Annotated in this window: 18 protein-coding genes and 1 riboswitch; of the genes, 8 read left to right on the top strand and 10 right to left on the bottom strand. The window is 75.0% G+C overall.

The annotated features are described in order from the left end of the window. Nucleotides 1-2: 2 nt before the first annotated feature. Nucleotides 3-281 carry an Lrp/AsnC family transcriptional regulator gene (locus INN71_RS16280; protein WP_277499099.1) on the bottom strand — a complete coding sequence of 93 codons (279 nt, stop codon included), beginning with the start codon at nucleotides 279-281 and terminating at the stop codon, nucleotides 3-5. Nucleotides 282-292: 11 nt separating this feature from the next. Beyond that, nucleotides 293-2,086, bottom strand: coding sequence for a DEDD exonuclease domain-containing protein (locus INN71_RS16275; RefSeq protein ID WP_277499097.1), 1,794 nt, complete (start codon nucleotides 2,084-2,086; stop codon nucleotides 293-295). Between the two features lie 78 nt (nucleotides 2,087-2,164). On the opposite strand from INN71_RS16275, the gene INN71_RS16270 reads away from it, so the two are divergent. Continuing rightward, nucleotides 2,165-3,541 carry an NYN domain-containing protein gene (locus INN71_RS16270; RefSeq protein WP_277499096.1) on the top strand — a complete coding sequence of 459 codons (1,377 nt, stop codon included), beginning with the start codon at nucleotides 2,165-2,167 and terminating at the stop codon, nucleotides 3,539-3,541. On the opposite strand, the gene INN71_RS16265 is transcribed toward INN71_RS16270, so the two are convergent. Then, complete coding sequence (locus tag INN71_RS16265; RefSeq protein ID WP_277499095.1) at nucleotides 3,501-4,862, bottom strand: hypothetical protein; 1,362 nt, start codon at nucleotides 4,860-4,862, stop codon at nucleotides 3,501-3,503. The genes INN71_RS16270 and INN71_RS16265 overlap by 41 nt on opposite strands. Before the next feature lie 135 nt (nucleotides 4,863-4,997). Between INN71_RS16265 and INN71_RS16260 the strand changes: the two genes are divergently transcribed. The 7 genes from INN71_RS16260 to INN71_RS16230 all read left to right on the top strand — a co-directional run bounded on the left by INN71_RS16260 (nucleotide 4,998) and on the right by INN71_RS16230 (nucleotide 12,804). Then, a complete protein-coding gene (locus INN71_RS16260) occupies nucleotides 4,998-6,026 on the top strand; it encodes a glycosyltransferase family 2 protein (protein ID WP_277499092.1) in 1,029 nt (342 codons plus the stop codon). Further along, nucleotides 6,023-8,236, top strand: a complete 2,214-nt coding sequence (locus INN71_RS16255) for a hypothetical protein (RefSeq protein WP_277499089.1) — start codon at nucleotides 6,023-6,025, stop codon at nucleotides 8,234-8,236. Before INN71_RS16260 ends, INN71_RS16255 begins: the two co-directional genes overlap by 4 nt. 1 nt (nucleotide 8,237) lies before the next feature. After that, the gene (locus tag INN71_RS16250) at nucleotides 8,238-8,975 is read left to right on the top strand and encodes a class I SAM-dependent methyltransferase (protein ID WP_277499088.1); all 738 of its coding nucleotides are present in this window, start codon (nucleotides 8,238-8,240) and stop codon (nucleotides 8,973-8,975) included. Then, nucleotides 8,972-9,973: a lysylphosphatidylglycerol synthase domain-containing protein gene (locus tag INN71_RS16245; RefSeq protein ID WP_277499086.1), complete on the top strand. Its 1,002-nt coding sequence runs from the start codon at nucleotides 8,972-8,974 to the stop codon at nucleotides 9,971-9,973. The genes INN71_RS16250 and INN71_RS16245 overlap by 4 nt, the downstream gene beginning before the upstream one ends. Then, nucleotides 9,954-10,157: a hypothetical protein gene (locus INN71_RS16240; RefSeq protein WP_277499085.1), complete on the top strand. Its 204-nt coding sequence runs from the start codon at nucleotides 9,954-9,956 to the stop codon at nucleotides 10,155-10,157. Before INN71_RS16245 ends, INN71_RS16240 begins: the two co-directional genes overlap by 20 nt. A 131-nt stretch (nucleotides 10,158-10,288) precedes the next feature. Next, a riboswitch (cyclic di-AMP (ydaO/yuaA leader) is annotated at nucleotides 10,289-10,459 on the top strand. A gap of 12 nt (nucleotides 10,460-10,471) precedes the next feature. Then, nucleotides 10,472-11,485, top strand: a complete 1,014-nt coding sequence (locus INN71_RS16235; RefSeq protein WP_277499084.1) for an NlpC/P60 family protein — start codon at nucleotides 10,472-10,474, stop codon at nucleotides 11,483-11,485. 41 nt (nucleotides 11,486-11,526) lie between these two features. Further along, nucleotides 11,527-12,804, top strand: coding sequence for a M48 family metallopeptidase (locus tag INN71_RS16230; protein WP_277499082.1), 1,278 nt, complete (start codon nucleotides 11,527-11,529; stop codon nucleotides 12,802-12,804). On the opposite strand, the gene INN71_RS16225 is transcribed toward INN71_RS16230, so the two are convergent. The 7 genes from INN71_RS16225 to INN71_RS16195 all read right to left on the bottom strand — a co-directional run. Beyond that, on the bottom strand, nucleotides 12,801-12,977 hold the full coding sequence (locus INN71_RS16225) for a Flp family type IVb pilin (protein ID WP_277499080.1): 177 nt from the start codon (nucleotides 12,975-12,977) through the stop codon (nucleotides 12,801-12,803). The genes INN71_RS16230 and INN71_RS16225 overlap by 4 nt on opposite strands. A 92-nt stretch (nucleotides 12,978-13,069) precedes the next feature. Beyond that, complete coding sequence (locus INN71_RS16220; RefSeq protein WP_277499078.1) at nucleotides 13,070-13,252, bottom strand: Flp family type IVb pilin; 183 nt, start codon at nucleotides 13,250-13,252, stop codon at nucleotides 13,070-13,072. 272 nt (nucleotides 13,253-13,524) lie between these two features. Further along, complete coding sequence (locus tag INN71_RS16215; protein ID WP_277499076.1) at nucleotides 13,525-14,223, bottom strand: response regulator transcription factor; 699 nt, start codon at nucleotides 14,221-14,223, stop codon at nucleotides 13,525-13,527. Further along, nucleotides 14,220-15,824, bottom strand: a complete 1,605-nt coding sequence (locus INN71_RS16210; RefSeq protein WP_277499074.1) for a sensor histidine kinase — start codon at nucleotides 15,822-15,824, stop codon at nucleotides 14,220-14,222. Before INN71_RS16210 ends, INN71_RS16215 begins: the two co-directional genes overlap by 4 nt. Next, entirely contained in the window at nucleotides 15,817-16,749 is a 933-nt protein-coding gene (locus INN71_RS16205; protein WP_277499072.1) for a type II secretion system F family protein, read from the bottom strand. Before INN71_RS16205 ends, INN71_RS16210 begins: the two co-directional genes overlap by 8 nt. Before the next feature lies 1 nt (nucleotide 16,750). Further along, nucleotides 16,751-18,706, bottom strand: a complete 1,956-nt coding sequence (locus INN71_RS16200) for a type II secretion system F family protein (RefSeq protein ID WP_277499070.1) — start codon at nucleotides 18,704-18,706, stop codon at nucleotides 16,751-16,753. Continuing rightward, nucleotides 18,706-20,101, bottom strand: a 1,396-nt coding sequence (locus tag INN71_RS16195) for a CpaF family protein (protein WP_367619046.1), incomplete at its 5' end; no start/stop codon positions are given. The genes INN71_RS16200 and INN71_RS16195, both read right to left, overlap by 1 nt.

Below are 20,101 nucleotides of genomic sequence, written 5' to 3'. Positions count from 1 at the left end.
GGTCAGTCCAGCCCGAGCGAGAAGGCCGACTCGAGGTCGTGGCGCGAGTAGGCCCGGAACGCGATGTGGGTCTCGGTCGACAGCACGCCGTCGACCTTGTTGAGGCGGTCGGCCACGACGGCCGCGATGTCGTCGTGGTGACGCACCCGGACCAGCGCGATCAGGTCGATCTGCCCGGTCACCGAGTAGACCTCGCTGACGCCCTCGAGCGCTGCTATCGCCTCGGCCACCTCGGGGATGCGGTCCACCTCGGCGTTGACGAAGACGATGGCCGTGATCATGGCCGGTGAGCCTAACGGGCCGGACGGTGCTGCGGGGAGAGCGAGCGCGCGTCCTCGAATGGCGCGGCGGCCGTGCGCGCCTGCTCGCCCGCCTCCCCGATCCACAGGTGCCGGGCGGCGCCCGCGACGGGGCAGCTCCACTCGCCGTCGACGTCGACCAGGCGGACCCCGGGCGTCTCGAGCCACGACAGCACGGCCTCGCTCTCCTCGGCGCTGGCGGCCGGCACGGGCCCGGGGGCGGGACGCACGGTCTCGGCGCCGGCGCGCAACGACGCGACGTACGCGTGCGCGTCCTGCCCCGGCGGGATGACGCCCGCGGCCGCGAGCCGACCGTGGCGCACGACGTGCACCGCCCAGCGGCCGTCCGGGCCGCGGTGGGCGGCGACCAGCTCGGCGCAGCGGGTGAGGGCGACGAGCCGCTGCGTGCGCGACGCGCCGCGCACGAGGGCGGCCAGCCGGTCGCGGTGGGTGCCGGCCTCCTCGAAGCGCTCCTCGGCCGCGAACCCCGCCATCCGGGCGGTGAGGTGGTCGACCACGGGGGTCGGGTCGGCGACCAGGCTGGTGCGCACCCGGGTGACCACGGCGTCGTACGTCGCGGGGTCGACGCTGCCGTCGCACGGCGACAGGCAGCGCCCCATCTCCGCGAGCACGCACGCGCTGCGGGAGGGCTCGAGGGGCAGGCGCCCCGCGCACTGGCGCAGGGGGAACGTCTCGTGGAGGGCGTCGAGGCAGCGCTCGGCGGTGCGCCGGGAGCCGAAGGGGCCCAGGTAGGTCGCGTCGTCGGCCAGCACCTTGGTGACCAGGGAGAGCCGCGGCCAGGGCTCCCGGGTGAGCTTCACGTAGTGGGTCTTCTCGGGGAACCGGGAGCGCCGGTTGTAACGCGGCTTGTGCTGCGCGATGAGGCGCAGCTCCCGCACGCGGGCCTCGAGGGGGGTGGCGCACTCGACGGCCTTCACGGCGGTGGCGATGCCGATCATCTCGCCCATCCGGGACCGGGTCTCCGACGCCGTGAAGTAGGACCGCACCCGGGTGCGCAGGTCTTTCGACGTGCCGACGTACAGCACCCGGGCGGCGTCGTCGGTGAAGAGGTAGACGCCCGGCGCGTGGGGGAGGCCCTCGGCGAGGTGGCGCTTGCGGCGCTGCGCCTCGGTCACGCGGGAGCTGAACTCCTGCAGGTCCTCCAGCGTGTGCACGCCCAGGTTGCCCAGTCGCGCCATCAGGCCGTGGAGGACGTCGACCGTCGCGCGGGCGTCGTGCAGCGCCCGGTGGTCAGGGGTCGTGGCCGCGCCGAAGAGCCGGGCGAGCGACGACAGCTTGCAGTTCGGGGCGTCGTCCTTCGTGATGACGCGGCGGGCGAGCCGGGCCGTGTCGAGCACCTCGAAGCCGGGCCACGGCCGCCCCAGCTCGCGGGCGTAGTGCTGGAGGAACCCGACGTCGAACGGCGCGTTGTGGGCGACGAGCACGCAGCCGCGGGCGAACTCGAGGAAGGCGGGCAGGACGGTGTCGATGCGCGGGGCCTGCACGACCATGGCGTCGGTGATGCCGGTCAGCACCGAGATGAAGGCGGGGATGGCCTCGTCGGGGTTGACCAGCGTCTGGAACTCGCCGAGCACCTCCCCGCCGCGCACCTTGACGGCACCGACCTCAGTGATCTTCGAGCCGGCCGCCGCGGAGCCGCCCGTGGTCTCGAGGTCCACCACGCAGAACGTCACGTCGCGCAGCGGGCGCCCGAGGGTGTCGAACCCCCGCTGCTCCTCCCACCGGGACGGGGCGGACGACGGGGCGCGCGGGGGGTTCCTGCTCATGGGCGGGGACGCTAGGGGGTGGCGCCGACGTTCTCGGTCGGACGGGCCGTCCGTCGCGGCACTAGGCTCGAGGACGCCATGACCCCCGACGACGCACCGGCCGAGCGGCCCGACCTCCCCCCGCCGTGGGAACCGCTGCCCGATCCGGTGCGCGCCAGGGTGGGCCAGCTGGCCGCCCAGGTGCTGCCCGCGGTGGGCGTCCTGCCGCCGGCGCTGCGACCGGTGGCCGCGTTCACGCCGCAGCGGCGCGCGCGGCTGGGCGGGACGCAGATCCTGGCGGCCCTCCTCGACGATCCCGACCTGCGGGAGCGAGTGGGCACCCAGGTCGCCGCGCGGGGCCCGTTGGCCGAGGTCGGGCGCCTGGTCGCGGCGACCGGTGCAGCCGAGGGGGCGGCCGACGAGCTCGGGGCGCTCGACCCCCTCGACGTTGCCGCCCTCCTCTGGCTGCTGCGCCCCGAGGGCGGTGAGGAGCCGTACGGCGCCGCGCTGGCCCGCCACGCGGCGTCGCTCGAGGACGCGAACCGTCAGCAGGACGTCCGCGACCGCGACCGCCTGGAGCGTCGTGTCGCCGACCTCGAGGACGAGCTGGTCCGCCAGCGCGACGAGGCCAAGGAGCAGCTCGACGCGGCGCGGGCCGAGAACACGGCGTTGCGCCGCAAGCTGGGGGAGGCCCGGGCGGAGGCCCGGACGGCTCGCGCCGAGGCGGAGGTCGCCCGGTCGGGCCTCGCCGACGTGGAGGCGCGCGCGGGCTCGGCGACCACCGCCGCCCAGGGCGACGTCCGCCGCCTGCGCAAGCAGGTCGAGGAGCTGCAGGCCGAGCTCGCGTCCCGCCGTACCGACGAGCGGTCGGGCGCCCGCGCCGGCCGGGAGGCCGCGACCGTCCGCACGCGGCTGCTGCTCGAGACCCTGACCGCGGCCGCCCAGGGCCTGCAGCGCGAGCTCGCCCTCCCGCCCAGCGAGGGCACCCCGGGCGAGCGGCTGGAGGCCGCGATGGCCGCCGAGGGGACGCGTACGACCTCGGCGGCCGGGGCCATGGGCACCGGCAGCCCCGCCCTGTTGGAGCAGCTTCTGTCCATGCCCCGGGCCCGCCTGCTCGTCGACGGCTACAACGTCACGAAGCAGACGTGGGGGAGCGCCTCGCTCGAGGTGCAGCGGATGCGCCTCGTGAACGGCCTCGCCCCCGTCGTGGCCCGCACCGGGGCCGAGACCACCGTCGTCTTCGACGCCGCGTCCTCGCCCGTGCGCCCGGTCGTGGCGGCGCCGCGTGGGGTGCGCGTCGCCTTCAGCCCCGAGAACGTGATCGCCGACGACGTCATCCGTGACCTCGTGGCCCTCGAGCCGGCCGGGCGCGTGGTCGTCGTGGTGACGAGCGACCAGGCCGTCGCCCGCGACGTGCGCCGCGCCGGGGCGACCGTCATGGACGCCGTGGCTCTGGCCGGGCTGCTCGTCCGGTGAGGACACCGGCCGCCAGGTAGCAGACCACGACCACCAGACCGGTCCACGTGGCGACGACGAGGGGCTGCTCGACGAGCGCGTGGACGAACGCGTTGGCACGCCACGCATCGGCCTGGCTCATCCCGCCCAGGTCGAAGACGGCGCCGAGCGAGACGGCAGCCACCTGGAGACCGATGACGGGGGCGAGGGCCGCCCGTGCCCACCTACCGGCATCCGGGACCGCCAGGGCGTAGAGCGGCGCCACGCAGGCCAGCGTCTCCAGGGGGAGTCGATAGCCCCAGAAGGCGTCGCCCCCGTGGAAGACGTTCAGCTGCCCCTGGACGAGGAGGTACCCGAGCCCGCCCAGTGCCAGCCAACGCGCCCAGTCCGGTTGCCGGGGCCAGGACCGTACGACCGCCGGGAGGAGCAGCAGCAGGAGTGGCGTCCACACGAGCAGCCCCCGATCGGGAGACGCCCAGAAACCCAGGTGGTTCACGGCGGTGGCCCACCAACCGTCCTCACCGGCGCCCAGCGCGACGGTCCGGCTCCGGTAGCCGCCGAGCGGCGACCAGGACCCGTAGGCCCACCTCGTCCAGATGCTCGCAGCGGCCAGGAAGCCGCCCGACACGCCACCGATGACGAGCGCGACACGGGGCGACCGGCGGGACCACGCCAGTCCCAGGCCCACCGCGGCGACGATCAGCGCCGTGTGGGCCCGACCCCACACGGCCACCCCGCCGAAGGTCCCCGCGAGCCACCACGCCTCGCGACGGGCCGCCCACGCGAGGCCGACGATGCCGACGACGGTGACGGAATGGGTCCACGTCGCGCTCCCGGCCACGGACCACAGCGGTGTGCCGAGGGCCAGGACGAGGGTCGCGAGCGCCGCCGTCGGACGGCCGACCGGCCCGGCCAGGAGGAGGAAGAAGAGCGTCATGGCGCTGGCGGTGAGGAGCGCCGCGGTGAGGGCCTGCGGGACGAAGGAGAACTCGTCGACCCCGACGGCCGCCGCGACGACGTAGGCGGGCACGCCCGCAGCGATGACACCCGGGCTGCGGTGGGGCACGCGATGGCCGTTGGGCGCCTCGCCGATGAACAGCGCCTGCTCGAGGTCGGCGACGTCGTCGGTGCCGGCGCGTTCCAGTCCGATCCCGGCCAGGTCCACGTCCTCCACCCACGGGTCCCCGGTCGTGGCGATGCTCCAGGAGGCCAGCGAAGCCGATGCGACGTCGACGCTCGTGCCGGACCGGTCGCTCGTGGCCCCGTAGCAGAGGACGAGACCGACGAAGAGAGCCACCGCCCACGCGGCCGTGCGCTGGCGGATGGAGGTCACGGCACTCATGCGGTCATGATCGGCCGCCGGCGCTCCGGATGCAGGGGTTCGGGGGATCTGCACGCCCGTGACGCGCCGGGTTCGGCTGCCGTTCAGGTGCGGACGCGAGAACGGCCTGGTCCGTCGTCCGACCGGGAGGTCATCGTGCTGCTCTGGGTCGTCATCCCTGCCCTGAACGAAGCCGAGAACCTCCGGGTCCTCGTGCCGCGCGTCGTCGACCACGCCGCTGCGCTCTCGCCCGACGCCCGCGTCCTCGTCGTCAACGACGGCTCCACGGACGACACCGCGGCCGTGATGCGCGAGCTCGCCGCGGCCCACCCGGCCGTCGAGCTCGAGATGCTGCGCCACAACATGGGCAAGGCCGCCGCGCTGCGCCGCGGCTTCGAGCGCGCGCTCGAGGGTGGCGCCGACGTCGTCGTCATGATGGACGCCGACGGCCAGGACGACCCCGCCGAGCTCCCGCAGCTCGCGGCCGCGCTCGAGGCCGGCGCCGACCTCGTCACCGGCGCGCGCCTCACGCGCCGCGACCGGTTCGTCAAGCGCACGACGTCGCGGCTCTACAACCGCACGACCGCCGTGCTCTCCGGCGCCCCGGGCAAGGACTTCAACTCGGGCTTCAAGATGATGCGCGCCGAGGTCGCCGCCGACGTGGCGCCGATGCTGTACGGCGAGATGCACCGCTACCTCACCGTCGTCGCGCACGACCTCGGGCACCGGGTCGCGGAGGTGGCCGTCGAGCACCACCCCCGGATGTCCGGGTCGAGCAAGTACGGCCTCGCCCGCTTCTGGCGCGGGTTCGCCGACCTGGTGACCATCCGCTTCCTGCTCTCGTACGAGAACCGGCCCTCGCACCTGTTCGGCGGCATCGGCGGCGCGGCCCTCGGGCTGGGCACCCTCGTCCTCGGCTACCTCACGGTGCTGAAGGTGCTGACCGGCGCGACCATCGGCGACCGTCCGCTGCTCCTGGCCGGCGTGCTGCTGGTGCTCGTGGGCCTCCAGCTGCTGCTCTTCGGCCTGCTCGCCGAGCTCGTCGTGCACGCGCGGCACCAGACGGCGCCCGCGCCGAGCGTCCGCCCGACGTACGACGCGCGCCGCCTCGTCGACGCCCCCGCATCACCGGCGCCTGCTCCCGTCGGGTCGGCGGTGCCGGCCGCGGCCGAGCGCCCCGCGTGACCGAGGTCGTCGACCGCCCCCGCGCCCCGCACGCACCCGCGGCGCCGCGGCCCGCCGTACCCCCGGTGCCCCGGCCGCTGCTCGCCGTGGCCGCCCTGGTGGTGGCGACCACGACGGTCGTCGCGGTCCTCGGCGCCTGGCAGACGGGGGTCTCGTGGGACGAGACCTACCACGTGGCGCGGATGCGCAGCTTCCTCGAGCACGGGTGGTACCTGCTCGAGGGCGACCTCGACGGCGACCGGCCCGGGGCCTGGGAGGACCAGGCCTACGTCTACGCCCCGGTGACCGCGCTGCTCATGCACGCCGCCGTCGTGCTGGCCGGCCTCGAGGGGCCGGGCGAGGTCGTCGCGACGGGGGAGGCCTACGCCGTGCGTCACCTCGTGGTCGTCACGATCGCCCTCGTCGGCACGGCGGCCGTCGCGCTGACCGCCCGCGTCCTCCTGCGCTCGTGGGGCTGGGGACTCGTCGCCGCCGCGGTGCTCGGCAGCATCCCCATGTGGACCGGGCACGCGATGTTCAACGTCAAGGACGTGCCCGTCGCGACCGGCTGCACCCTCGTGACCGCCGGCCTCGTCCTGCTCGTCACCCGGGCACGCGGGGCCGGGACGGCCCGGTACGGCGTGCCCGCCGCGGTGCTGCTCGTGCTGCCGGCCGCGCTGCTCGTCCTCGCCGGGTGGGTGCTGGCGCTGGGCACGAGGCCCGGCATCTGGCCGACCCTCGTGGCCAGCCACGTCGCGGCCGCCGTCGTGCTCCACCCGCGCCTGCGGTCGGCAGCGCCGCTGCGGTCCGCTCCCTGGGTGCTCGCCACGACGCCGGTGGCGGCGTGGCTGGTGCTGCTGGCCGTCTACCCCGCGGTGTTCGCGACGCCGCTCACCACGCTGTGGGAGTCGGCCGCGTCGTCGTCGCGCTTCGACGACGCGCGCGGGGAGTGGTTCTACGTGCCGGCCCTGCTCGTCGGCGAGGTGCCGCTGCTGCTGCTCGTGCTGGTGCTCGCCGGGAGCGTCGTGGCCCTGCGGCGCGTGCTCACCGGGCTGCGGCTGCCGGCCGGCGACACCGCCACCAGCGCCTGGCTGCTCGTGGGCGTGCAGGCGTGGACGCTGCCGCTGCTCGCCGTCGTGCGCGAGTCGAACCTCTACAACGGGCTGCGCCAGCTGCTGTTCATGGTGCCCGCGATGGCGCTGCTGGCGACGCTGGCCGTCGCCGCGCTCGTCGGGTGGGCGGCGCGGGCCCGGGAGGCCGCGCAGACCGCGGCGCCCGCCCGCCCGTCCCGGGTGCGGCCCCGGGTCCTGCCCGGGGCACTGCTCGCGCTCGTCGTCGTGGGCCTCGTCGCGCCCACGCTCGACCAGCTCCGCCTGCACCCCTACGGCTACACGTTCGCGACCCTCCCGTCGTACGGCGTCGCGCAGGCCGCGGACTCCGACTACTGGCGCACCAGCGTGCGCGAGCTCGCCCCCTCGGTGCCCGCGGGCTGGGTGACGTGCTCGCCCGCGCTCGACGAGGAGCGCCGCTCGCTGCGCCGCTCGCTCGACGGCGACGAGAACTGTGCCGTCGACCTCATCGGCCCGCTCTCGGCGTACGCCGACGTGCGCGGCACCGACCCGGTCGCGGGGCCGGCGCTGGGACCGACGGAGTTCTGGGCCGTCACCGCCGGGCCGCGTCGCCCGGGCACGAACTGCACCGAGGTGGCGAGGGTGGACCGCCCGGGGCCGCTGCCGGGAGTGGGCACCCTGCTGGGGCTCCCGGAGCGCGACGTGATGAACCGGCTCGCGCGGTGCGAGCTCGTGCTGCCCGACCACGACGGGTCGTTCCTCACCTTCGGGCCGGGCGGCGACGGCGGCGACCTCGAGCTGGGGGGCTGGACGGCGCACACCGCGCAGCCCGGCATCCGGCTCGACGGCGAGCGCGCCGAGGTCGGGTTCACGCTGCCCGGCACCGGTGAGCGGGTGCTGCGGGTCGGCCTCACCGACGCCGCGGGCATCCGCGTGCTGGTCAACGGCACCGAGCTTGACGCCCGGGTCGAGGGCGGCGCGCTCGTCGCCACGGTGCCGGGCTCCGTGCTCGCGGCGTACGGCGAGGGCCGCGTCGTGGTGGCGCTCGAGCGCGAGGGCGGGGCCGACGGGTACGCGGACGACGGGGGCGGGGACGACCGTCCCCGCCTGCTGACGATGGAGCTGACCGGCGGCGCCGGCGGCGCAGGAGGTGACGGGTGACGTGAAGGGTCTCTACGTGCGGGTGCTGCGGGCGCTGCGGGGCGTGCTGCGGGTGACGGGGCTGCTCGGCCTGCTCGACCGGTGGGCCGCGCGCTCGCGGACGGGTCTGTGGGTGCGCTCCTGGCTGTCGATCTACGACCTCGACGAGCTGGTGCGCCACGACGTGCCCTGGTGGACCTTCGAGGCCGCCGACGCCGTCGACGCCTTCCTGCGGGAGCGGCCGGGGGCCCGGGCGCTCGAGTGGGGGTCGGGCGCCTCGACGGTGTGGCTCGCGGCGCGCTGCGCCGAAGTCGTCTCCATCGAGCACGACGCCGCGTGGGCGCGCGCGATGGAGCGGGTGCTGCCCGCCAACGCGGAGCTGCGCGTCGTACCCCCGCGGGACGCGCGCACCCGCCTCACCCGCGAGGTCGTGCCGTCGCGCAAGCGGGGGTTCGAGGACCTCGACTTCGCGGACTACGTCGCCGAGGTCGACCACGTGACCGGCCAGCTGGACCTCGTCGTCGTGGACGGGCGGGCCCGGGAGGCGTGCCTGCTGCGGGCCGTCGACCGCGTCGCGCCGGGCGGTGTCGTGGTCGTCGACAACGTGGACCGGGAGCGCTACCGCGACGCGATCGACGAGGTGCGGGCCGTGCTGGGCGACACCGTCAGCGTGACGTGGACCCGCGGGCGCACCCCGACCCTGCCCTACCCCACGCGCACGGCGCTGCTCCGGCTCGCCCCCGCCGCCCGGGCCGCGTGAGCGCCGGCCGGGCGCGGGCCTGGGCCGTCCGCCTCCTCTTCCTCGCCGTCGTCCTCGGGTGCGCGGCGTGGAGCCTGGACGGCCGCTGGCACGAGGTGGGCGACGCCGTGCGCCGCGTGCACCCGGTCCCGCTGGCCGGCGCCGTCCTGCTGACCTGCGTCGGGCTGCTCGCCACCTCGGTGGTGTGGCGCCGCACGCTGGCGGCGTTCGGGTACGCCGTGCCGCCCCGCGAGGCGCGGTCGGTCTTCTTCACCAGCCAGCTCGGCAAGTACGTGCCCGGGGCGGTGTGGGCCATCGGTGTCCAGGCGCGCCTCGCCGCCCGTCACCACGTGCCGGTGCGCGTCACGATCACGACCGCGCTCGTCTTCACGGGCATCCACCTGCTGACCGCGGGGCTGCTCGGCGGGGTGCTGGTGGCGGCGGACCTGGCCCCGGCGCCGGGACCGCGCTGGCTGGGGGTGCTGGCCGCGGCGGGCTGCGCGCTCGGCCTGGTGCCTGCGGTGAGCCGCCGGCTGCTGCGCCGCGCCGCCGGCGCCGACCTCGCGGTGGGGTGGCGCGAGCCCCTCGCCGTCGTCGGGCTGATGGCGCTGACCTGGACGGCCTACGCGCTGGCGCTGCTGCTCCTCGTCGAGGACCGGTCCCCGCGCTCCCTCGCCGCGCTCGCGGGGGCGTTCGCCCTCGGGTACGTCGCGGGCGTGCTCGTCGTCGTGGCGCCGGCCGGGCTCGGGGCGCGGGAGGCCACCTTCGTCGCGGTGCTCTCGCCCCTGACCGGGCTGCCGATGGCCACCGCCGTGGCGCTGCTCGCGCGGGTCGTGCACACGGTCGCCGACCTGCTCGTGGCCGCGGCCACGTGGCGCCCGGCGCGACCCGCCGCGACGCCGGTGGGTGAGGCGGCAGGGGCCACGACGGGGGTCGCCGGGGCGGTCCCGGGCGGGGCCGGACGGGAAATGTCGGTGGCCACCGGCAGGGTCCCGGCACATGACGACGATCGACTGTGACACCTGCCAGGTCCGCGGGCTCCACTGTCACGACTGCGTGGTGACGGCCCTGCTGGGGCCGCCTCCCACGACCGGCTTCGACGTCGAGGAGCGCCGCGCGCTCGAGACCCTCGCCGCGGGCGGGCTCGTGCCGCCGCTGCGCATGGTCACGCCCCTGACCGGGCCCGACGTCGAGACGGGCTGAGGGGCCGGCGGCCCGTCGGGCCCGGTGTGATCCGTGCCACGTCGCGCCCGTGGACGGGCGGTTTGCCGGGTCGCGGAGGCCGCGACTACCCTCGCCCGAGGCGTCCGTGGCAGTGGTCCAACCAGGTCCGCGCGGACGCCGCGCCGAGTCCGGCCCATCTCGCGGTGGTCCGGAGCCGGGGACCCGGTCTCCCTGGGGTGAATCGCGCACGAGCCGCCGCCGACCGGTGGTGGGGAGTGCGTGTAGGGCAAGTCGTGCCCGAACCCGTCAGCTCACCTGGTAGGCGTACGACGTTGTGAGGAGAGCGCCCGCTCGTGCTCGACGGACGGAAGCGGATCAAGGTCGGCCTCGCGGCCGCAGCGGTGGTGGGGATCTCCCTCCTGCCGAGCACCCCGGCCCAGGCCGAGCCCGACGTCGACGACGTCCGGGCCCAGGTCGAGGACCTCTACCACGCGTCCGAGCAGGCCGCGGAGCGTCGCAACGACGCCGAGCTCGAGCTCGAGCGGCTGACCGAGGAGCTCGCGCTCCTGCAGGCCGACGAGCAGGCCCGGGCTGCCGGCTTCGCCACGGTCCGGGAGCAGGTCGCCGACGCCGTCGTCGCCCAGTCGCAGGGCACCGGCGTCTCGCCGCTCGCCGAGGCCGCGCTCTCCGACGACCCGGCCGGCTTCCTCGCCCAGATGTCGACCATCGCGTCGTACAACGACGTGCAGGGCCGCATCGTCGACACCTACACCACCGAGCTCCAGGCCCTCGAGATCCGTCGCGAGGCCACCGAGCAGCGCGTCGAGCAGATCCGCGCGATCGAGGAGCAGGCCGCGGCCGAGAGCCGCGAGATCGACGCGAACGTCGCCGAGGCCGAGGAGCTGCTCCAGCGCCTCGAGGCCGAGGAGCAGGCCGAGATCTTCGCGGCCGAGGCCACGACCACCGACCCGGGCGAGGCCGCCGAGATCGCCGCGGGCGCCCCCGACGTGCCCGTCTCCGGCCGCGCCGCCGCCGCCGTGCAGTACGCGCTCGCGCAGGTCGGCGACAGCTACGTGTACGGCGCCTCGGGCCCGGACGCCTTCGACTGCTCCGGCCTGACCTCGATGGCCTGGGCCCAGGCCGGCGTCTCGCTGCCCCACTCGTCGTCCGCGCAGTACAGCTCGGGCCGCAAAGTGGGCCGCGACGAGCTGCAGCCCGGCGACCTGGTCTTCTACTACAGCCCGATCAGCCACGTGGGCATCTACATCGGCGGCGGCCAGATCGTGCACGCCGCCAACCCGCGCTCCGGCGTGGCCGTGGCCGGCGTCGGCTCCATGCCCTACACCGGCGCCGTCCGCCCGGGCTGAGCCGCCGCGGCAGTTGCCGTCGGCTGGCACAGTTGGCCGTCGTGACCGAGACCCCCGCCCTCCGCGCACCCGCGCGGGAGCGGGGGTCTCGTCGTACCGGGCTGGTGGTGGCGGCCGTCGGCGCGGTCGCGTTCGTGGCCCTGGCCGCCCTGCTGGTGCCGTGGCACCCGGTGCCCGGGGGAGTGCCGGACCCGGTCGACCCGACGACCGTGCTGAGCGCGGAGCAGGTCGCACGGGGCGAGGCGCTGGGTGCCTACAGCCGCGCGGTCAGCTGGACCTCGCTGGCCGTGTCGACGCTCCTGGCCCTGTGGCTGGGGCTCGGCCGACGTGGGGCGGCGCTCGTCCGTCGCCTGCCGGGGCCGTGGTGCGTGCAGGTGCCCCTGGGCGTGCTGGCGCTGGCGGTCATCGGCCGGCTGGTGACGCTGCCGTTCGGCATCGCCCTGTGGCGGCGGCGGGTCTCGGAGGGGCTCTCGACGCAGGGGTGGGGCGACTACCTGCGGGACGTGGCCACGGGTGTCGGGGTGAACGTGGTCGGCACCTCCGTCGTGCTCCTCGTCGTCGTGGCCTGCGCCCGGCGGTGGCCCCGGGCGTGGCCCGGGGTGGCCGCGGGCCTGGCGGCCGTGCTGGTGGGTCTGGGCTCGTTCGCCTACCCCGTGCTCGTCGAGCCGCTGTCGAACGACTTCACGCCCCTGCCCGCCGGCGAGCTGCGCACGCAGATCGAGGAGGTGGCCGCCACGGAGGGCGTCCCCGTCGACGACGTGCTCGTCGCCGACGCGTCGCGGCGCACCACGACGCTCAACGCCTACGTCTCCGGCCTGGGCGGGACCCGCCGGGTCGTGCTCTACGACACGGCCGTGCAGGCGCTGCCGCGCGAGGCGCTGCTGTCGGTCGTCGCCCACGAGCTGGCGCACGCGAAGAACCACGACGTCGCGGTCGGCACCGCCCTCGGTGCCGCCGGCGCGGTGGTGGGCGTCGGCCTGCTGGCCGCCCTCGTCGGTACGCCGGCCCTGCGCCGCCGGGGCGGGGCCTCCGGCATGGCCGACCCGGCCGTCGTGCCGCTCGTGCTGGCCCTGCTCGCCGTCGGCACCGTCCTGGTGGCGCCCGTGCAGAACGGCATCAGCCGGCAGGTGGAGCGGCGGGCCGACGTGGTGGCCCTGGAGACGACCGACGCCCCGGAGGCGCTCGTGGCGCTGCAGCGCGAGCTCGCCGTCCGGGCCGTCGCGGACCCCACGCCGTCGACCTGGGGCCAGTTCTGGTTCGGCAGCCACCCGACGACCATGGAGCGGATCGCGGTGGCGCGGGGATGGGACCGGGACTAGGGCAGGTCGGAGACGCGCGAGCCCGAGGTGTCGAAGAGGCCGTCGACGGCGCCGCCGAACACCAGCACTGCGGCGATGAGGGCGACGGCGACGAGCGAGACGAGGAGCGCGTACTCGGCGCTCGTGGCGCCGCGCTGGTCGCGGCGCGTGGCAGGCTTCCGTGGTGGGTTCAACGTGGCCTCACTCGAGTCGTCTCCGCTCGGAAATGCAGAGCGGGGCGGACCCCCTACCGGGTGTGGTCCGCCCCGCTCCAGCCGAGCTCAGGTCACTTGATGGAGCTGCTGGCCTTGGTGAAGATGCCGGAGATGGAGCCGCTGAGGAGGACCACCGCGGCGATGATGGCCACCGCGATGAGGGCCACGAGCAGGCCGTACTCGACGGCGGAGGCGCCGCGCTGGTCCATCTTGGACTTCTGGGCGCCGAGGAGGATGGAGAGGAACTCGATCATGGGGGTGCCTTTCGGGGAGGTGGAGCTTCGGGGGTTCGACCGGGTCTCCCCGGCGTTGACCCAATCCTGCGACGCGACGACCCCCCGGGACATCGAGTGAACGTCCGCACCTCGCTGACGCGGAATGACTAGGACCTTCGGCCCACGTCCCGCCCCTTCACCGACCGGGGGGCCATAGGTCCCACCACCTAGGTCCCGCCCCTGGCGCGCGCGGGCGACCTACCGGACACCCGTGTGCGGGCTCGGTGTCCGCAGCGGTGGCGCCGGCGCTCTCAGGCGCGCGGCGGCTGCACGCTGGACAGCAGCCCGATCCGCATGGCCGTCACCACCGCCTGGGCGCGGTTCGTGGCGCCGAGCTTCTGGTAGATCCGGGCGATGTGGGACTTCGCCGTCGACTCGCTGACGTGGAGCCGGCGGGCGATCTGCTGGGTGCCGAGGCCGTCGGCGAGCAGCACGAGGATGTCGTGCTCGCGCTCGGAGAGCCGCGTCGACTCGCCCGACATGCGGCGCACCATGGCCTGGGCCAGGCCGGCGCACACGAACGTGCGCGGCGAGCGGGCGGCGTGGGCAGCGGTCCGCACGACCTCGGCCGCCGGGGCGTCCTTGCCGACGAACCCGGAGGCCCCCGCTTCCATGGCCGCGAAGATCTGGTCGTCGCCCGAGTGCATCGTGAGCAGCACGAGGCCGATCTCGGCGGAGTCGCCCCGGCACCGGCGCACGATGTCGATGCCGGTGCCGTCGGGCAGCTGGAGATCGGTGACGACGACGTCGGGCTCGGTGGCCGCGATGACGTCCAGCGCCTCCGTCACCGAGCCCGCCTGGCCGACCACCCGCATGCCGGGGTCGCGCATGAACGCGGCGGCCAAGCCGGCCCGGATGAGCTCGTGGTCGTCCACCAGCACGACCCGGATGGCCTCACCCGCCGCCTCCCCGGGGACGCCGGACCGGACCTCGTCGGGGTGTGCGGTCATGACAGTGCTCCTTCCGGTGCTCCTCGGATCGCGCCGCGGCGCGACCCGAGGGAAACGTAGACGACGGTGCCGAGGTGGCTGCTGTCGATGGTCAGCGACGCGCCGACGAGCGTGGCCCGCTCCCGCATGATGGTGAGGCCGTGCGAATCCGCCCGGCGGGGCCCCAGGCCTCGCCCGTTGTCGCGCACCACGATGCGGGCACGGGGTGCGTCGACGAGGCACTCGACGTCGATCTCCGAGGCCTCGGAGTGCTTGACCGCGTTGGTCATCGCCTCCTGGGCGATGCGGAGCAGCTCGGCCTCGACCTCGGGGCGCAGGCGGGCCGTGCGCTCGTCGACGGTGCAGCGGATGGAGATGCCGGAGGAGTCGCTCAGTCGTCGGGCCAGGCCCGAGATGGCCTCACCCAGGCTCTGGTTGGCGTCGACGTCCATCCGCAGCGCGGTGACGGACGCCCGCACCTCGCTGACGACGCGGCTGATCGTGGCGCGCAGCAGCTCGACCTGGGGACGTACGTCGTCGGGCAGGTCCCCGGCGGCGACGGCGTCGAGGAGGTAGCCCATCGACGCGATGTCCTGGGCCACGCCGTCGTGCATCTCGCGGGCCAGCCGCCGCCGCTCGTTGCGGGTCGCGGCCAGGTTGACCTCGCCGAAGATGAGCGCGGTGTCGAGCTGGGCGGTGAGCCGCCGCAGCCCGTCCGCAGCGGCCTGCAGCTGCTGCTCGAGCGAGCGCCGGGTCGTCGGCAGGGTGGGGGAGCACTCGCCCTCGAGCAGCACCGCCCGTCCCGCCACCCCGACGGGGCGCACGGCGAACCGGCTTCCCAGCACGACGGGACGGCCGCTCGACAGGACCTGCGTGAGATCGAGCGGGGCGTCCGCGGCGGTGCGGGAGCCGTGGTCGGGGGCCTCCAGGAGGGAGCCCGTGACGAGCGGCCGGATCTCCCCGTCGACCACGACCCACAGCGAGACCCTGGTCGCCGGGACTGCATCCTGGAACGCGGAGATCACCCGGGCCCCGATCGAGGGCGCGTCGAGCCCGGCGTCGAGCACGTCGGAGAGCTCGAGCAGCTGCTCCAGGAGCACGCGAGCGTCGCGGTAGGGCGTCAGCTCCTCGCTCGAGGCTTGGGCGTTGCGCACGAAGCAGCCGAGGAGGCCCAGCCCCAGGGCCACGACGTACCCCGCGACGAGCTGTGCCAGCAGCCCCGCGTCGACGGTGCCGACGAGGGCCGCGACGACGCTGAGCAGCGTCCCCACCTGGACGAGGATCACCAGGACCAACCCCCGGACGCCCTTTCGCAGGCCACCGAGGAACGGGACGACCGCCAGCGCGGCGGCGTGGATGAGGCCCGTGCGGTCGAGGGCGAAGCCGCAGGCGGCGGAGACCGCGACCGCCTCGGCGGTCAGCGCGGCGAGGACGGGGATGCGCGTCGTCGCCGAGAGGGTGATGGCGACCGCCCAGATGACGGCGAAGGCCATCACGACGACGAGGCCGTCGGTGTCGCCCGCGACGACCGCGGGGACCCCGATGGTGACGAGGCCGAGCACACGGGTCAGGGCGCCCGTCGCGAAGTGGACGGGCGCGGGACGGGTGATGCCCCTAGCCACCGAATCCCGAGTCGATGATGGACAGGGCCGCCGGCCCGATGACGACGATGAACAGGCACGGGAGGATGAAGAGCACGAGCGGCACCATGATCTTGACGGGCACCTGCTGGGCCCGCTTCTCGGCGTGCTGACGGCGCTTCACGCGGATCTCGCCCGCCTGGGTGCGGAGCACCTGGCCGATGGGGGCACCGAAGGCGTCGGCCTGCACGAGGGCCCCGACGAATGCGTTGAGGTCCTCGATCGGCGACCGGTCGCGTAGTGCCTCGAGGGCCGCTCGCCGGCTCTTGCCCAGCTGCATCTCCCGCAGCATGCGGGCGAACTCCTCGGCCACCGGCCCGTCCGTGTTGCGCGCGACCTGCTGCAGCGCGGCGTCGAAGCCCAGGCCGGCCTCGACGCTGATGGTGAGGAGGTCGATGGCGTCCGCCAGGTCCCGCTGCATCCGCTCGCGCCGGTCGTAGGCGCGCTGGTAGAGCCAGAGGTCCACGGCGTAGAAGCCGAGCACGCCGGCGCCGACGACGAGCAGGAGGGCCAGGGCAGGCCGGGGGCTCAGCAGCAGGGCGAGCAGACACCCTCCGACGAAGCCGGCCACGGCACCGCCCACCTTGCTGGACGCGACCTTGTCGACCGTCCAGCCCACGGGTCCTCCGGCGAGGTCGAGCTTGCGCTGGATCCGCCCCCGGGACTCGCCCCCCGTCAGGCGGCGCCCGACCCGGTTGAAGCGCTCGAGGAGAGGTGTCAGCACGCGCTCGTCGAACGACTTGTCGACGTCCTGCTTCAGCTCGTCCGGGGCGCTACCCATGGCCTCGAGGAGGGCCAGCGAGCGCGTGATGCCCCCGGCCTCGGCCTCGGCGCGTCCGACGGCCAGCCAGGCCACGACGAGGGCGGCGGCGAGGAGCACCCCGCCGAGCACGAGGAGCATCGTCATCTCAGACCTCCACCTTGACCATGCGGCTCATCCAGAACACCCCGAGGGCCAGGAGCAGCACACCGGCCCCGAGGACCACCCACCCGCGCGGGTCGACGAAGAGCGGCATGATGTACGCCGGCTGGGCGACCAGCTGGAACAGCATGAACCCGGGCGGCAGCACGGCCAGGATGACGGCCGACATCCGCCCCTCCGCCGACAGCGACTGCACCTGGCGGCGCAGGTACTCCCGCTCGCGCATCGTGCCCGCCACCGTCTGCAGCAGCTCCGACAGGTTGCCGCCGACCTCGCGCTGGATGCGGATCGCCATCACCACCCATCGGAAGTCCTTGCTCTCGAAGCGGTCGGCCACGTCGGTCAACGCGTCCTCGACGCCCACACCGAGGCGTGTCTCCACCAGTACCCGCTTGAACTCGCTCGCGACGGGCTCCTGGCCGTCGCGCGCGATCGTGTCGCAGGCCTGGGCCAGCGAGAGGCCCGCGGAGAGGGCGCCGGACATGAGCTGCAGCGTGTCGGGCAGGGCGGAGTCGAACCGCTTGCGCCGCTTCGTCCGTCGCCGCCCGAGGTAGACCCACGGGAGCACCGCCCCGGCCGCCAGGAACAGCAGGCCGATCAGCAGGTTGCCCCCGCCGACGAGCAGTCCGACGATGCCCGCGCCCACGAACACGGCCACGTGCACGAGCAGCCACTCGGCGGGCTTGAGCGCGCTGCCGGCGCCCTCGAGGCGGGCCGAGATCGCCGACTCGAGCCCCTGGTTGCGTCGCAGCACCTGGGTGGCGGCGTCCTTCGCCTGGGTGAGGGCCGCGTCGGGGTCGCGTCGGGTGCTCTCCGCCGGGCGGCCGGGGCTCGTGGCGCGGACGGCCTCGGTGTACGTCGTGACCCGCTCCTCCGCGGTCATCGGTCCCCGGCGCCGGGGCGCGGCGGCGAGGGCGAGCGCGCCGAGGATGCCGACCCCGAAGACGCCGACGCCGGCGTACATGGCCCAGGAGGGGAGCGTCGTGCCGGAGCCCGAGGACGGTGCCGCGGCGAGGTCGGGGCCCTGCGGGGCCGCCGCGGAGCCGAGGTCGCCGAGCGGGGCGAGGGCGGAGGCCGCGAGCGCCTGACCCCCCGTCGTGCCGACGCTGACGGCGATGGGCGCCGTCGCGGAGTCCACGCCCGGCGGGACGGTGACGTCGAGGACGAGCTGGTTGGCGAGCGTCTCCGCCTGCCCGGCGAAGACGCCGGCGAGGCTGTCGGGGTCGGCGGCCACCAGCGTGCCGCCGGACGCGACGGCGAGGTCGGTCAGCGCCTGCGGCGAGGCGTCGTCGTCGAGCGCGACGGCGTCGACGCGCACGCCGGACGAGCGCAGCGTCTCGACCGCGGCGGGCAGCGAGCCGCCCACGCTGTCCTGGCCGTCGGAGAGCAGGAGCACCTGCCGGGCGCCCTCGGTGCCGGTCAGCGCGACGGCGGCCTGGACGCCGTCGTACAGGGCGGTGTCCTCGTCCATCTCCAGGTCGGTGACGGCCGCGGTGGCCGCCGCCCGGTCCTGGGTGGGCTGCAGGACGGTGCGCGCCTCGCCGTCGAACGTGACAACGCCGACGAACAGGTCGTCGGGGACCGACGCGACGAAGGTGCGCGCGGCCGCCTCGGCGGCCTCGATCCGCTCGCCCGCCATCGAGGTGCTGGTGTCGATCGCGAGCACGGCGGTACGACGGACCTGGTCGCCCGCGACGGAGGCCGCCACCTCCGCGTCCTCGCCGTCGAGGGTGACCGCGACCTCGTCCAGGTCGGCCACGGCGCCGTCGGGCAGGGAGACGAGGACGCGCAGCGAGTCCTCGCCGGCCTCCATCAGGTCGATCGAGACCTCGCCCGGCTCGGCCGCGCCGGCGGACGGGGGGGCCGCGCCGAGCGCGAGCACGCCGAGCAGCACGGCGCCGGTCAGCGTCGCGGCCCGCGGGAGGGAGCGGGGGTGGGGCATCAGAACCTGTCCATGGCGAAGAGCATGGGGTCGACGGTGACGTCGTGGTACGTCATCTTCTCCAGGAACTTCGGCCGCAGGCCGGTCGACCTGAGGCGCCCCAGCGAGCGACCCGTCGCGTCGAACCCGGCGCCGTGGTCGTAGACGAAGATGTCCTGGAGCGTGACGACGTCGCCCTCCATCCGCTCCACCTCGGTGATGTGGGTGATGTGGCGCGAGCCGTCCTTGAGGCGGGTCTGGTGCACGATCAGGTCGATCGCCGAGGCCATCTGCTCGCGGATGGCGCGCATCGGCAGGTCCATGCCCGCCATCAGCACCATGGTCTCGATCCGGGACAGCGTGTCGCGCGGGCCGTTGGAGTGGGCGGTGGCGATGGAGCCGTCGTGGCCCGTGCTCATCGCCTGCAGCATGTCGAGCGCCGAGGCGTCGCGGACCTCGCCGACGATGATGCGGTCGGGGCGCATGCGCAGGCTGTTCTTCATGAGGTCGCGGATGGAGACCTCGCCCTTGCCCTCCACGTTCGGCGGCCGCGACTCCAGGCGCACGACGTGATCCTGTTTGAGCTGCAGCTCGGCGGCGTCCTCGATCGTCACGATGCGCTCGTCGCTGGGGATGAACGAGGAGAGCACGTTGAGCGTCGTGGTCTTCCCGGCGCCCGTCGAGCCCGACACGATGATGTTGAGGCGACCCCGCACGCAGGCCTCGAGGAAGTCCGCCGTGCGCGGCGTCAGCGAGCCGAACGCGATGAGGTCGTCGACCGTCAGCGGGTCGGCCGCGAACTTGCGGATCGTCAGCGCGGACCCGTCGATCGCCAGCGGGGGCACGACGGCGTTGACGCGGCTGCCGTCCGGCAGCCGGGCGTCGACCATCGGGCTGGACTCGTCGACGCGTCGACCGAGCCGCGACACGATCTTGTCGATGATGCGCCGCAGGTGGGCCTCGTCGACGAACGTCGACTCCACGGGCACGATCCGGCCGCTGCGCTCGACCCACACCTGGTGCGGACCGTTGACCATGATCTCGGAGACCTCGGGGTCGCGCAGGTGCACCTCGATGGGGCCGTAGCCGAGGATGTCGTCGCTGATCTCCTGGGTGACCCGCACGCGGTCCGCGTTGCTCAGCGGCCGCTCCTGCGTGGCCAGCACGTCGTGCAGGACCGAGCGCACCCGGGCGTCGAGCTCGGCCTGGTCCATCTTCGCGTCGTACAGCTGCGGGCCCAGCTGCTGCAGCAGCTGGGCGTGGACGCCGGCCTTGACCTCCTCGATCCGGTCGTTCTGCTGGGCGGCGAGCACGCGCCGGGCGCCCGAGGGGGCCGGGCCGGCCTCGGGGCGCGCCGGGGCGGCGGGCAGCTGCGGCTTGTGGCGCCCGGGCGTCTCGCCCGCCCGGCCCGCGGCC

This window comes from Nocardioides sp. ChNu-153, from assembly GCF_030466625.1.
Classification (GTDB): Bacteria; Actinomycetota; Actinomycetes; order Propionibacteriales; family Nocardioidaceae; genus Nocardioides.
The sequence above is the reverse complement of the archived record's forward strand: the minus strand, read 5'-3'. Positions and strand labels throughout refer to the sequence as shown.